This window comes from Halorubrum sp. B52, from assembly GCF_059752555.1.
The window spans coordinates 170,507-183,095 of sequence record NZ_MWTG01000009.1 but is presented as its reverse complement, the minus strand read 5'-3'; the positions used below and the strand labels follow the sequence as shown (position 1 = coordinate 183,095).

Here is a 12,589-nt window from a genome sequence, read left to right as displayed (position 1 = left end):
TGTGGTGGTCGTGGTCTCGTGGTCGGTCGTCCCGATGTCGGTGGTCTCAGGTCGTCTCGGAGTCAGTCGTCCCTGAACCGCTCCAGCGCGTCCTCGTCCAAGGGGACGCCGTGACCGGGGCGGTCCGGGAGGTCGATGGTGCCGTCGTCGCCGGGCTTCACGGGATCGGCGACGACGTCGTCGAACGCCTTCACGTCCATGTCGCGGTAGAAGTACTCCACCCAGAGGCCGTTCTCGATGGCGCCGAGCAGGGAGGCGTGGATGTTCCAGTTGTAATGGGGGGCGATCTGAATGTCGTACGCGGAGGCGTGGTTCGCGATCTTCAGCCACTCCGTGATCCCGCCGCAGACGGTGACGTCTGGCTGGAGGATCGTCGCCGCGCCCGTGTCGGCGAGCCGGGCGAAGTTGTGCCGGGTCCCCTCCAACTCGCCGGTGGCGACGGGGTAGTCGATCCCGTCGTTCACCTCGGCCATCGTGTCGACGCGGTCGATCATCACGGGCTCCTCGATGAAGTAGGGGTCGTACGGCTCGAACGCCCGGCAGTTGCGGAGCGCCTCCGTGCTGGACTCCCAGACGCCGTTGGCGTCGAGCAGGAGGGTGCGGTCGTCGCCGATCTCGTCGCGCACCGCGGCGACGCGCTCGGCCTCTTCGTCGGCCGACAGGCGCCCGACCTTCATCTTCACGACGTCGTGGCCCTCGTCGAGGTAGCGCCGCATCTCGCCGCGGAGCGCCTCGTGGCCCTTGTCGTCGCGGTAGTAGCCGCCGCTGGCGTACGACGGCACCGACTCGGAGTGGCCGCCGAGCAGCTTGTGGAGGGGCATGTCGGCCGCCTTCGCCTTCACGTCCCAGAGCGCGATGTCGACGGTGGAGATGGCGCGCAGGAAGAGGCCGGTCCGGCCGATCTGGACGTTGCCCTCGTACATCTCGTGCCACAGGCGCTCGGTGTCGCGGGGGTCCTCGCCGACGAGGATCGGTTCGAGCAGCGACTCGACCGCGTCGGCGATGAGGCCGGCGCCCTCGTACCCCAGCGAGTAGCCGACACCCTCGTGGCCGGTGTCCGTCCGCACGTACGTGATCGCGTGGTCCCGGTAGGTGAGCGTCCGGTTGGAGAAGGAGACGGGCGACTCCAGCGGCAGCTTGATCGGGAACGACTCGACTTCGGTGATCTGCATGCGTGGAGCGGCGTCACACGGGTACAAGTAGACCGCTGTATCGGCAACACTCTCAGCCGCGGCGGCCGTGACCGCTCACCCGCAGCTTTTGTATCGGGGCCGCGAGGGCCCCACATGGAGTTCCCCGACCGATCCGACGTGGACGGGCTCATCGACCCGCAGCCGCTCCCGGGGTTCGCGCGGGTGCGGTACGAGCCGGACACCGACCGCCTCGACGACCCCGTCGGGGCGGCGCGCGAGGCGCTCGACGACCTCGACCTCGACGGCCTGCCCGCGGGCGCGACCGTGGCCGTCGGGGTCGGCAGCCGCGGGATCGACCGCATCGACGAGGTCGCCGCGGCGGTCGTCGACCGGCTCGCCGAGCGCGGCCTCGATCCCGTGGTGGTGCCGGCGATGGGCAGCCACGGCGGCGCGACCGTCGAGGGACAGCGCGAGGTGCTGGAGGCGCTCGGGATCACCGAGGAGACGGTCGGCGCGCCGATCGACGCCCGAATGGCGGCCGCGGAGCTGGCGACGGTGCCCGTCGGCGACGCCGACCTGCCGGTGTACTTCTCGGAGGCGGCGCTCGCGGCCGACGCCGTCCTCGTCGTGAACCGCGTGAAGGCGCACACCAACTTCACCGGGCCCGTCGAGAGCGGGCTCGCGAAGATGACCGTCGTCGGGCTGGGCAAGCAGCGCGGCGCGAAGTCGTTCCACTCGACGGCGATCGCCGAGGGGTACGTCGAGGCGCTGACGGCCGCGCTCGACGTCATCGAGCGCGAGACGCCGCTCCTCGGCGGGATAGCGCTCGTCGAGAACTTCGAGGAGGAGGTCGGGCACCTGGAGGCCGTCCCCGCGGGCTCGTTCCTCGACCGCGAGCCGGAGCTTTTGGAGCGCGCGTACGAGGAGATGCCGACGCTCCCGATCGACGACGTCGACCTTCTCGTTGTCGACGAGATCGGCAAGGAGATCTCCGGGGCCGGGATGGACACGAACGTCATCGGTCGCTACCGCGTCCTCAACGCGCCCGACCCCGAGACGCCAGACGTCGACCTCATCTACGTGCGGGGACTAACCGAAGCGACGAAGGGGAACGGCAACGGGATCGGGCTCGCGGACCTCACTCGGCGGAGCGCGGTCGACCAGCTCGACCTGAAGAAGACGTACGCGAACGCGCTCACCAGCGGGTCGCTCGCGAAGTCGAAGCTCCCCGTGGTGGCGCCGGACGACGAGTTCGCGCTCCGGACCGCGCTGGCGGCGCTCGGGGGGTACGACCCCGAGACCGTCCGGATCGTCTGGATCCGGAACACGCAGGACCTCGGGGAGCTCCGCGTCTCCGACGCCGCCGTCGACGACCTCCCCGCGGCGGCGACGGTGGTCGGCCGGGAGACGGTCGGGTTCGACGACGGGACGGCGGGATTCGACGACGGGACGGCGGGGTTCGAAGACGAGACGACGGGGTTCGCTGACGGAACGACGGAGGTCGAGGGCTCGACCGACGATGGCTCGGGCGCGTAGGACGGTCCCGGCCCCTTGCCTCTAGGGAAACGTTTTCACGCCGCACTCGGGATGGGTGAGACATGGACCTACAGATCGACGGGAACGCGGCTCTCGTCACGGCGTCGTCCAGCGGACTCGGCAAGGCATCGGCGAAGGCGTTGGCCCGCGAGGGCGTCGACGTCGTCATCAACGGCCGCGACGAGGAGCGACTGGCGGCCGCGAAGGAAGAGGTCGAGGCGGTCGCGACCGGCGAGGTCGTCGCGCAGCCGGCCGACCTGACCGACGCCGACGAGGTCGCGGCCCTGGTGGAGACCACGGTCGACGAGTTCGGCACGATCGACCACCTCGTGACGAGCGCGGGCGGTCCCCCGTCCGGCGCCTTCCTCGACACCGACGACGAGGACTGGCAGCACGCCTACGACCTGCTCGTGATGAGCGTCGTCCGGCTGGCGCGGGAGTCGTACCCGCACCTCAAGGAGGGCGACGGCGGCACCATCGTCAACATCACCTCCCGGAGCGTGAAGGAGGCCATCGACAGCCTCGTGCTGTCGAACTCCGTCCGGATGAGCGTCATCGGGTTAGAGAAGACGCTCTCGAAGGAGTTCGCGCCGGAGGTACGCGCCAACGCCGTCCTGCCGGGCCCCCACGAGACCAGCCGGATCCGCGACCTCGTCGAGGCCGCCGTCGAGCGCGGCGACTACGACTCCTACGAGGAGGGGCTCGACGACTGGGCGGGGAACCCGCTCGAACGCATCGGCGACCCGATGGAGCTCGGCAACACCGTCGCGTTCCTCTCGTCGCCGAAGTCCGGCTACGTCAACGGCACCGCGCTCCCGATCGACGGCGGCTCCACGGGGGCGAACCTATGAGGCCGGTCGCGTTCGACGAGGCGGAGACGTACGAGCCTGAGAAGGGGTGGCGGCGCGTGTCGATGGCCGGCAGCGACCAGTTCTCCTTCGAGTGGTTCGAGAAGCCGCCGGGACACAGCTCGCCGATGCACGACCACGAGAACGAGCAGGTGTGCCTCTGCCTGGAGGGCGAGCTCACGGTCGCGACCGAGGACGACGAAGTGACGCTCCAGAAGAACGACTCCGTCCTGCTGGAGTCCAACGAGGCCCACCGAGTGGAGAACACCGGCGACGAGCGCGCGGTCGGTCTCGACGTGTTCGCGCCCGGGCGCTCGTTCGACTTCTGGACGGACCGCGAGGAGTGAGATGAGCGGAGCGAACGCGCGAAACGGGGCGGTTCCCGGATGAAGTACCTCGCACGCACGGTGACCGGCGACCCCCTGATCGGCGGCGACGAGGGGTACGTCCCCCTGGACGCGGTCGAACCCGACCTGGAGAGCGTCCGCGACGCGCTCCCACGGGCGGCCGCGGGGACGCTCGGCGACGTCGCCGACGCGACCGCCGACCCCGTCCCGGCCGAGGACGTCTCGTTCGGCGCGCCGCTGGAGTCGTTCGGGAAGCTGTGGGGGATCGGGCTGAACTACGAGGAGCACGCCGGCGACCTCGACGAGGAGCGCCCGACGGAGCCGGCGAGCTTCATGAAGCCGTCGTCGGTTCTGACGGGGCCGGGCGGCCCGATCCGGCTGCCGCCGACCGAGCAGAGCGAGCGGGTGACCGCCGAGGCGGAGCTGGCGGTCGTGATGGGTCGGACCTGCCGGAGCGTCGACGAGGGCGACGTGGACGACGTGATCGCGGGGTTCCTCCCCGTGATCGACATGACGGCCGAGGACGTCCTCCAGCGGAACCCGCGCTTCCTCACGCGGGCGAAGAGCTACGACACGTTCCTCGTGCCCGGCGCCGCGCTCGCGGTGCCGGAGGAGCCGCTCGACCTGGAGTCGCTCTCGGTTCGGACCGAGGTCAACGGCGAGGTCCGGGCGGAAAACGAGATTCGGAACATGCTGTTCCCGCCGGCGGAGATCGTCTCGTTCCACTCCGACGTGATGACGCTGGAGCCGGGCGACCTGTTCAGCACCGGGACGCCCGGCGCGGCGCCCATCGACCCCGGCGACGAGGTGCGGGCGGTCGTCGAGTCGATCGGGACCGTCGACGCGCCGGTGACGCGGTAGGGGGATCGGACGCGACCCGCGGCGGCGACGGACGGAGCCCCTGCCCGTTGTCGTCGGCCGGCACTGGCAGCCATCTTTATTACCCGCTGTTCGGTTAGGTTCCGGTATGTACCGCGTACTGCTCCCCGTCGGCGGGGAGGCCGAGCACGTACTGGCCGCGGCGGACGCCGTCGCGTCGCTGCCGAACGCCGCCGACGAGGTCGAGGCGGTGATACTCAACGTCTACGAGGGGTTCGAGGTCAGCGGCGAGGGCGGCCGCGTCGACTCCGAGGACGTGTGGAACGAGGAGAACTACCCGGAGAGCGTCGACGCCGTCGAGGACCGGCTCACGGAGGCCGGCGTCGAGACGACGAGGCGGCGCGAGCACGGCGACCCCGCCGAGACGATCATCGAGGTCGCCGAGGAACTCGACGTCGACAACGTCACCATGAGCGGGCGCCGCCGGAGCCCGACCGGCAAGATGCTGTTCGGGAGCACGACCCAGTCGGTGTTGCTCGCGGCCGACCGCCCGGTGACGGTCATCCTCGACGAATAACCCGACGGCCGCGACGTGTTCGGCGGTCGTCACGACGGGGAATATTCTCCCCGTTTAAACTGAAACAAACAGATACATTGTTAATGATCGACTGATTTTACACGGTTGAGCATGGCAGAAAACTCAGTCAATCGACGCAAGTTCCTGTACGGCACGGGCGCGGTAGGCATCACCGGACTCGCCGGATGTAGCGGCGGCGACGGTGGGGACGGTTCCGACGGCTCCGACGGTTCCGACGGCTCCGACGGCTCTGACGGTTCCGACGGTTCCGACGGCTCCGACGGTTCCGACGGCGGCAGCGAGGACCTCTCACTGCGCGTCGGGACGTCGGCCGGTGGGACGCAGGACGTCGGCCTCGCCGTCGAGCGCGCGGTGAGCCAGGAGAGCGACACCCTGAGCTACTCGACGATCGAGAGCCCGGGCTACATCGGGACGATCCGCCGGATGGCGAACAACCAGTTCAACGCCGGCATCACCGACAACAACTCGCTGGCGAAGGCGCTCGACGACAGGGGCGCGTTCGAGGAGCAGGGCGTCGAGCGCATCCCGCAGTACGGCTTCTACGCGTTCCCGTACAGCATCTACGTCATCGCCCGCGACGGCACGGGGATCGAGACGTTCGACGACCTCGCCGGCGCGAACGTCTACCCCGCCGAGCCGGGCTACTCGACGCGCGCGACTACGCTCGACGTCTGGTCGCAGGAGCCGACGGCTGACGTCTACGAGGAGATGAACATCCAGAACATGGGCGTCGACTCCGCGCCCGGCGCGATGGAGGAGGGCAACATCGACGCCTGTATCGCGTACGGGACGCCCGGCGTGCGGTACACCGGGTTCGTTCAGGAGATCGCCTCCCGGATCGACATCCACTACGTCGAGCCGACGGACGCGCTCCGCGAGTCCGCCGAGTCGTACCCGGGCGCCGGGTTCGGCACCACGAGCTACGACGAGTGGCCCATCGCGGACACCGACATCGGCACCGACGAGGTGTTCCACTGGAACCTCGAAGTGAACTACACGTTCAACCCCGAGGCGAACCCGGACGCCGTCTACGAGCTGTGCCGCGTCGTCGACGAGCACAACGACACGGTCAACGAGGGCGAAGCGCAGTTCAACGACTTCGAGTCCACCGCGGACATGCTCGGATCGGCCCGCGAGAACATCCCGGTCCACCGCGGCGCCGTGCAGTACTACAAGGACAACGACGCGTGGGACGACAGCCTGACCGAAGGCGACAGCGCCTGATCGGCCGGTAAAACGGCTTTCCTCCCCGCTCTCCGGGGCGTACCGATCAGTAATTTAAAATCCTCGAACACGTAATCGACAATCCAGACACCAACCATGACACGACCCACCACGCCCGGGCGGACGAATATCATCTCTAACGTACGCTGGCACCAATGAGCACGGAAACGGCCTCGACGGAACCCGACTCCGGACTGCTGCGGGGACTCGACGTCACGGTCACGGCGGCGGCGCTGCTGTTCTGGGCGGGGGTGCTCTACTGGGCCCAGACGCAGGCCATCTCGCAGGTGCGGTTCGCCACCGCGTTCGTCGGCGGCATCCTGACCGTCTACGCGCTCAACGAGACGCGGCTCGCCATCGCCGACGGCGACTGGATCGACGGCGCCGTGTTGATCCCCGCGTCGCTGGCGCTGATGACCGCGTCGGCGTTCTTCGCGATCAACTTCCAGGACGTCTACCTCCAGCGCCAGGGGTACGCGCTCGAGCACGAGTACATGCTCGCGCGGCTGGTCATCCTCTCGCTGATGTACCTCACGTGGCGCGAGTTCGGCAACGTGTTCCTCGGACTCATCTTCGCCGTGTTCGCGTACGCGATGTACGGGAACTACGTCCCGGGCGTGTTGGGGCACGCGGGGATGCAACAGGCGACGCTGCTGCAGGCGACGGTCACGGACCTGTACGGGTTCTACGGGAGCCTCACGCAGATCACGGCCTCGTGGATCGCGCCGTTCCTGCTGTACGCCGGCCTGCTGTTCGCGTACGGTGCGTTCGACCTGATCCTGCGGGTCGCCATCGTGGCCGCGAAGTACATCGAGTCCGGCATCGCTCAGACCGCCGTGCTCTCCTCGGCTGTCATCGGCTCGATCAACGGCTCGTACACCGCTAACGCGGCGATGACGGGCTCGTTCACCATCCCGACGATGCAGGAGGCCGGGATGGCGGGCCACCGCGCGGCCGGCATCGAGGCGGTCGCCTCCACGTCCGGGCAGGTGCTCCCGCCGGTGATGGGCGCGTCCGCGTTCGTGATGGCGTCGTACCTCGGCGTCCCGTACCTCGACATCGTCGTCGCCGGCCTCGTGCCGGCCGCGATCCTGGTCGTCTCCATCTCCATCGCGGTCCACTACCTCGCCATCTCCGACTCCAGCAGCCAGGACATGGAGTTCTCCGAGTTCTTCGACGACGAGCTCTCGACGGAGAAGAAGATATTCGAGGCGCTCCGCTTCGGCGTCCCGTTCGCGCTGCTCATCTACCTGCTCGGGATCGTCCAGTACACCGTGATGACGTCCGCGCTGTACACGGTGGTCGCGATGATGGTCACCGGGGTGCTCATGCCGCCGCTCCAGCGGGTCGTGGACAGTTCGGGCACCAGCCCGGTCGGAGAGTTCGTCACGCAGGTGAAAAACACCGTTCACGGGATCCGGCGCGGCGCCATCATCCTGGCGCCGATCGCGATCATCCTGGTCGTCATCAGCGGCGTCGTGAACCTGTTCAGCACGACCGGCATCCCGGCGAAGATCGCGCTGCTGCTCATCAACATCTCGGGCGGCGTGCTGCTGTTCGCGGTGCTGCTCGGGATGGGCGTCGCCATCCTGATGGGCGTCGGCATGCCGACGGTCGCCGCGTACGTCATCGTGGCCATCCTCATCGTGCCGACCTTCGTCTCGGACTTCAACGTCGCGCCGATCACGGCCCACTACACGATGTTCTACGCGGCCATTCTCGCGGGGATCACGCCGCCGGTGGCGACCGCGGCGGTGATCGCGGCGGGGATCGCGGAGGCGAACTTCTGGCGGACCTGCGGCGCCGCGGTCCGGATCGCCGCGCCGCTGTTCGTTCTCCCGGTCGCGTTCGTATACAACCCCGCCATGATCTCGATGGAACCCGGACTCGGCACGCTGTACGTCGGACTGCTCGTGCTGCTCGGCGCAGTGACGATCATCTACGGGCTGAACTACCCGTTCAAGATGCGCCCCGGACGGAAGCTCGGCGCGCGGGCCCTGCTCGCGACGCTCGGCGTCCTCATCATGACGTACCCGAGCGACGTCGCGAAGATCGCCGGGATCGCCGTCTTCGCCGCCGTCTTCGTGGCCGAGAAGGTGATGATCCGCGGTCTCAAGCTGCCGTTCGGCAGGGGGGCGAGCCAATGAGCGACGACGACTCTCCCGAGGCGGTCGCCGAGCAGTCCGCACAGCAGGCCGGCGGTCTCGGCGAGATCATCCCGGAGCCGCTGATGCCGGTGTGGAACCGGGTCGAGAAGGTGCAGGCGTTCCGCCGGACCCACGGCGAGAAGTACGTCGGCGCCCTCGAGCTGCTCACCGCGCTCGCGCTCACGGTCGGCTACGTCTGGTGGCTGCTCATCTTCCTCGAACTGCTGTGAGGGCGCGGGCGACGTAGCGCCCTCCGAAGTTTTCCGACCTACTCGAACCACTCAGCGGCGCGTTCGACGTCCTGCGGGATGTGGTACTCCCGCTCGCAGACGTCGTCGAGGTACGAGCGCAGCTCCGGCGCGAATGCAGGGTGCGCGCAGCGCTCGATTATCAGCTCCGCGCGCTCGACCGGCGAGAGCCCGCGAACGTCGGCGACGCCCTGCTCGGTGACGAAGACGTCGACGTCGTGTTCGGTGTGGTCGACGTGGAACGTCTGCGGGACGACCCGCGAGACCGCGCCGTCGTCGAGCGCGGAGGGGAGCGCACACACCGTGATCAGCGAGTTCCGGTTGAAGTCGGCCGAGCCGCCGACCCCGTTTATCATGCGCTCGCCGCGGACGTGCGTGGAGTTGACGTTGCCGTAGAGGTCGAACTCGATGGCGCTGTTGACGCCGATCACGCCGAACTGGTCGATGAGCCCCGGGTGGTTGGAGACGTCGGCCGGCCGGAGCACCACGTCCTCGGCGTAGCGCTCGACGTCCTCGAAGAGGCGCTGTTGGCCCTCGTCGGTGAGCGCGAGCGACGTCGCGCTCGCGGCTTCCAGCCCGCCGGCGTCGAGCATGTCGAAGAGGCCGTCCTGAATGAGCTCGCCGAAGTACACCACCTCGCGGTCGCCGAAGTCGAGCGCCTGCAGCTCGCCCATCAGGGCGTTGCCGAGCGAGCCGACGCCGAACTGGAGGTGGACCGCGTCGTCGAAGACGGGGGAGCGCGCCAGCTCCTCGCGGAGGAACGAGCCGAGGTTGGCGGCGATCGCGAGGTCGTCATCGGTCGGGTCCCGGAAGGTGTACGTCGAGTCCGGGATCTCCGTCTCGACGACGCCGGCGAGCTTTTCGGGGTCGAACGCGACGTGTGCGTCCCCGATGCGCTCGCCGGGGGAGGTGAGCGGGATCGGTCCGCGGTTCGGCGGCGCGTCGGGTCGGTACACGTCGTGGAGCGCCTGCAGTTCGAGCGGCTGGTGACGATTCAGCTCGACGTACAGCTCGTCGGCGGCCTCGACGAAGGCGGGCACCTGTCCGAGCGACGTGGAGGGAACGAACCAGTCCTCGCCGACCGCGACCGCCTCGACGACGGCGACGTCGGGGTCGACGAGCCCGCCGTACTGGACCTCGTCGCCGATCGAGGAGGCGTTGCGGTCGCTGAAGGCAATCTCGCGGGCGTCGGTCTTCTCGCGGGCGACCCGCGACGACTGGTAGGAGAACCGGCGCTCGACCTGCCCCGAGCCGACGAGCTCGACGTCGATCTCGTCGCCGACCTTCCCGCTGGCGACCAGCGTGAGCGACAGGTCGCGGGACGACTCCGCCAGCGCGAGCGGGATCGCCTTCGGGTAGCCGACGCTGCCGAAGCCGCTCGTGAGCACCGTCGCGTCGGCGTCGATCGCGGCGGCCGCCGCCTCCGCGTCGACGAGCGGCACGTCGCCGTTGAGCCGGCGCCGGACCGGTCGCCGGTCGGGCCCGCGGCTCATCGGTACCCTCGATTCGGGCGGATGGAGCGCTCGCGAGGGACGTGGCGCTCGCGAGGGGCGATGCGACCGTCGGTGGCGGCCCGAGCGGGGCCGCCGCGGGTCGGGATGGGCGTGCGTGGTGTCATGGGTCCGACGCGGGGCGTGCGGCGGGTCGTCAGTCTCCGGCGCCGCCCCGTGAGTGGTGCTCGCAACGTCGGACGGCCGGGACTTAAACGGTCACCTTCGCCGCGAGCCGCTCCGCGATGTGCTCGCCGAACGGCAGCGAGGAGGTGAGCCCGGGGGAGACGGCGTTGAGGACGTGGACGGCGTCCTCGCGTTCGACGAACAGCGGGTCTTTCACCAGCTCGCCGTCGTCGCTCACGAGCTGCGCGCGGATCCCGGCGTAGCTCTTCTGTAAGTCCTCGGCGCGCACGTCGGGCACGAGCTTCTGGGAGGCCGCCGCGAACTTCTCCTTGCGATACGACTTGTTCAGCTCCGCCCACGCGACCGAGAGCATCAGCGGCGAGGAGAGCAGCCGCCGGAAGCCGCCGTAGGTGAGCGTCTCGAGCAGCTCGCGGGGGTCGACGTCGGTGTTGTCGTACGCCTCGCGACCGAACGCGAGCACCGCGTTCGGGCCGACGATCACCTTGCCGTCGGTGCGGCGGGTGTAGTGGACGCCGAGGAAGGGGAGCTCCGGGTTCGGCGTCGGGTAGATCATCGTCTCGCAGAGCTCGGCGCGCTCGGGGCGCACCTCGTAGTACTCGCCGCGGAACGGGACCACCTGGTACTCCTCGCCGACGCCAACCTGATGGGCCAGCGTGTCGGCGTGGAGCCCCGCGGCGTTGACCAGGTACGGGACCTCGAACCGGCCGTTACTCGTATCGAGTCGGTACCCCTCGGCCGCCTCCTCGATCCGCGAGACCTCGTAGCCCGTGTAAATAGTGACCCCGAGCTCCCGGGCCTCGCGGGCGAGCGCGTAGACGTACTGCTCGGAGTCGACGGAGGCGGCCTCCGGAGCGTGGAGCGCGGCCTGTCCCTCGGCGTGCGGTTCGTGCGCGCGGATCGCCTCGCGGGAGTCGAGCAGCTCGTAGGCGACCCCGTTGGCCTCGGCCTGCTCTGCGAGGTCGTCGAGCCGCGCCTCCTCCTCGTCGTCCGTCGCGACGACGAGGACGCCCAGCTCCTCGCAGGGGACGTCGTGTTCCTCGCAGTACGCCTTCATCCGGGCGGTCCCCTCGGTGGCGAACCGCGCCTTCTTCGAGCCCGGCGGGTAGTTGAACCCGGGGTGGAGCACCCCGGAGTTCCGGCCGCTCTGGTGCGAGGCGAGGTGGTGCTCCTTCTCTAAGACGGCGACGTCGAGGTCGGTGCGCTCGGCGAGGTGTTTGGCGACCGACAGCCCGACGCAGCCGCCGCCGACGATGGCGACGTCGTGGCGCATCATTTGGTGTCCGACGGATCCGGAGGCGGTGGGATATAGGTGCCGTTCGGGGCATACCGGAACGGGTTCGAGGCCCCGTTCGCGAACCGGTCCCGCCGCGACCCGTCGAGGCCACGGTAACGCCTATGTCGCTTCCCGCCCGTGATACCGACGAATGACCGACACGGACGGCGGCCGTCGGAACAAGGTGACGCGCCTCCTCGACGAGTACGGCCTGGACGGCGTCGGCGACGAGCTGGAGGCGCGGTGGACGGCGACCGGCGACGACCACACGAGCCTGCGCGACCTCGCCGCCGAGTTCAACCGCCGGCTCGTCGAGGCCCGACTCGACGAGACCGGAGTGCGGCTGTCGGCGCGGGAGGTGGACGCGGTGGTGCGGTCGCTGACGGGCGACGAGGTCACCGCCGCCGACCGGACGCAGCTCCGCCGCCGGCTCGAACGCGAGGGCGTCGACGTCGACGCGCTCGACTGCGACGTGGTAACGTATCAGGCCGTCCGGAGCTACCTCCGGGACCACCGCGGCGCGGAGTACGAGCGCGACGACGGCGACCGTGCGACGACCGCGGCCCGGGCGATCGGGAAGCTCCGCGGCCGGCTGGTCTCGGTCGCGGAGTCGAAGCTCCGGGGGCTCCGGAAGACCCCGGCGCTCACCCTCGGCGAGTTCCGCGTGCTGGTCGACGTGAGCGTGCTGTGTACGGACTGCGGATCGCGGTACGGCGTCGCCGACCTGCTCTCGTCGGGCGGCTGCGACTGCGAGGCGACGGAGTCGAAAGCGTAGCCCG

Annotated in this window: 11 protein-coding genes and 1 pseudogene; 9 read left to right on the top strand and 3 right to left on the bottom strand. The window is 69.4% G+C overall.

From position 1 onward, the window contains the following. Positions 1-62: 62 nt before the first annotated feature. Positions 63-1,172: a mandelate racemase/muconate lactonizing enzyme family protein gene (locus tag B4V04_RS09485; RefSeq protein ID WP_498231129.1), complete on the bottom strand. Its 1,110-nt coding sequence runs from the start codon at positions 1,170-1,172 to the stop codon at positions 63-65. 114 nt (positions 1,173-1,286) lie between these two features. Between B4V04_RS09485 and B4V04_RS09480 the strand changes: the two are divergent. From B4V04_RS09480 to B4V04_RS09445, 8 genes and pseudogenes are all read left to right on the top strand, one after another. After that, positions 1,287-2,585, top strand: a pseudogene (locus tag B4V04_RS09480) (nickel pincer cofactor-dependent isomerase, group 22); the annotation flags it as partial. Between the two features lie 146 nt (positions 2,586-2,731). Then, positions 2,732-3,520, top strand: coding sequence for an SDR family oxidoreductase (locus B4V04_RS09475; RefSeq protein WP_144798331.1), 789 nt, complete (start codon positions 2,732-2,734; stop codon positions 3,518-3,520). After that, positions 3,517-3,864, top strand: coding sequence for a cupin domain-containing protein (locus B4V04_RS09470; protein ID WP_144798332.1), 348 nt, complete (start codon positions 3,517-3,519; stop codon positions 3,862-3,864). Before B4V04_RS09475 ends, B4V04_RS09470 begins: the two co-directional genes overlap by 4 nt. Positions 3,865-3,903: 39 nt before the next feature. Continuing rightward, entirely contained in the window at positions 3,904-4,725 is an 822-nt protein-coding gene (locus B4V04_RS09465; protein WP_498231126.1) for a fumarylacetoacetate hydrolase family protein, read from the top strand. A 106-nt stretch (positions 4,726-4,831) separates the two neighbouring features. Then, entirely contained in the window at positions 4,832-5,260 is a 429-nt protein-coding gene (locus B4V04_RS09460; protein ID WP_144798334.1) for a universal stress protein, read from the top strand. A gap of 111 nt (positions 5,261-5,371) precedes the next feature. Continuing rightward, positions 5,372-6,505: a TAXI family TRAP transporter solute-binding subunit gene (locus tag B4V04_RS09455; protein WP_498231124.1), complete on the top strand. Its 1,134-nt coding sequence runs from the start codon at positions 5,372-5,374 to the stop codon at positions 6,503-6,505. A gap of 155 nt (positions 6,506-6,660) precedes the next feature. Continuing rightward, the gene (locus tag B4V04_RS09450; RefSeq protein ID WP_498231123.1) at positions 6,661-8,652 is read left to right on the top strand and encodes a TRAP transporter permease; all 1,992 of its coding nucleotides are present in this window, start codon (positions 6,661-6,663) and stop codon (positions 8,650-8,652) included. Then, on the top strand, positions 8,649-8,882 hold the full coding sequence (locus tag B4V04_RS09445; RefSeq protein ID WP_498231121.1) for a hypothetical protein: 234 nt from the start codon (positions 8,649-8,651) through the stop codon (positions 8,880-8,882). Before B4V04_RS09450 ends, B4V04_RS09445 begins: the two co-directional genes overlap by 4 nt. A gap of 38 nt (positions 8,883-8,920) precedes the next feature. Here the strand turns inward: B4V04_RS09445 and B4V04_RS09440 are convergent, their stop codons facing one another. Both B4V04_RS09440 and lhgD read right to left on the bottom strand, forming a co-directional pair. Beyond that, positions 8,921-10,393: an acetyl-CoA hydrolase/transferase C-terminal domain-containing protein gene (locus B4V04_RS09440; protein ID WP_498231120.1), complete on the bottom strand. Its 1,473-nt coding sequence runs from the start codon at positions 10,391-10,393 to the stop codon at positions 8,921-8,923. Between the two features lie 208 nt (positions 10,394-10,601). Beyond that, on the bottom strand, positions 10,602-11,810 hold the full coding sequence (lhgD, locus tag B4V04_RS09435) for an L-2-hydroxyglutarate dehydrogenase (protein WP_498231118.1): 1,209 nt from the start codon (positions 11,808-11,810) through the stop codon (positions 10,602-10,604). A 151-nt stretch (positions 11,811-11,961) separates the two neighbouring features. Here lhgD and rdfA point away from each other — a divergent pair, with 151 nt between their 5' ends. Next, entirely contained in the window at positions 11,962-12,585 is a 624-nt protein-coding gene (gene rdfA / locus B4V04_RS09430) for a rod-determining factor RdfA (protein ID WP_498231116.1), read from the top strand. Positions 12,586-12,589: the final 4 nt, after the last annotated feature.

What these genes read in the sequence shown, in the direction of transcription:
- B4V04_RS09485 (WP_498231129.1), bottom strand. Translation starts at nt 1,172, where the DNA reads ATGCAGATCACCGAAGTCGAGTCGTTCCCGATCAAGCTGCCGCTGGAG.
- B4V04_RS09475 (WP_144798331.1), top strand. Translation starts at nt 2,732, where the DNA reads ATGGACCTACAGATCGACGGGAACGCGGCTCTCGTCACGGCGTCGTCC.
- B4V04_RS09470 (WP_144798332.1), top strand. Translation starts at nt 3,517, where the DNA reads ATGAGGCCGGTCGCGTTCGACGAGGCGGAGACGTACGAGCCTGAGAAG.
- B4V04_RS09465 (WP_498231126.1), top strand. Translation starts at nt 3,904, where the DNA reads ATGAAGTACCTCGCACGCACGGTGACCGGCGACCCCCTGATCGGCGGC.
- B4V04_RS09460 (WP_144798334.1), top strand. Translation starts at nt 4,832, where the DNA reads ATGTACCGCGTACTGCTCCCCGTCGGCGGGGAGGCCGAGCACGTACTG.
- B4V04_RS09455 (WP_498231124.1), top strand. Translation starts at nt 5,372, where the DNA reads ATGGCAGAAAACTCAGTCAATCGACGCAAGTTCCTGTACGGCACGGGC.
- B4V04_RS09450 (WP_498231123.1), top strand. Translation starts at nt 6,661, where the DNA reads ATGAGCACGGAAACGGCCTCGACGGAACCCGACTCCGGACTGCTGCGG.
- B4V04_RS09445 (WP_498231121.1), top strand. Translation starts at nt 8,649, where the DNA reads ATGAGCGACGACGACTCTCCCGAGGCGGTCGCCGAGCAGTCCGCACAG.
- B4V04_RS09440 (WP_498231120.1), bottom strand. Translation starts at nt 10,393, where the DNA reads ATGAGCCGCGGGCCCGACCGGCGACCGGTCCGGCGCCGGCTCAACGGC.
- lhgD (WP_498231118.1), bottom strand. Translation starts at nt 11,810, where the DNA reads ATGATGCGCCACGACGTCGCCATCGTCGGCGGCGGCTGCGTCGGGCTG.
- rdfA (WP_498231116.1), top strand. Translation starts at nt 11,962, where the DNA reads ATGACCGACACGGACGGCGGCCGTCGGAACAAGGTGACGCGCCTCCTC.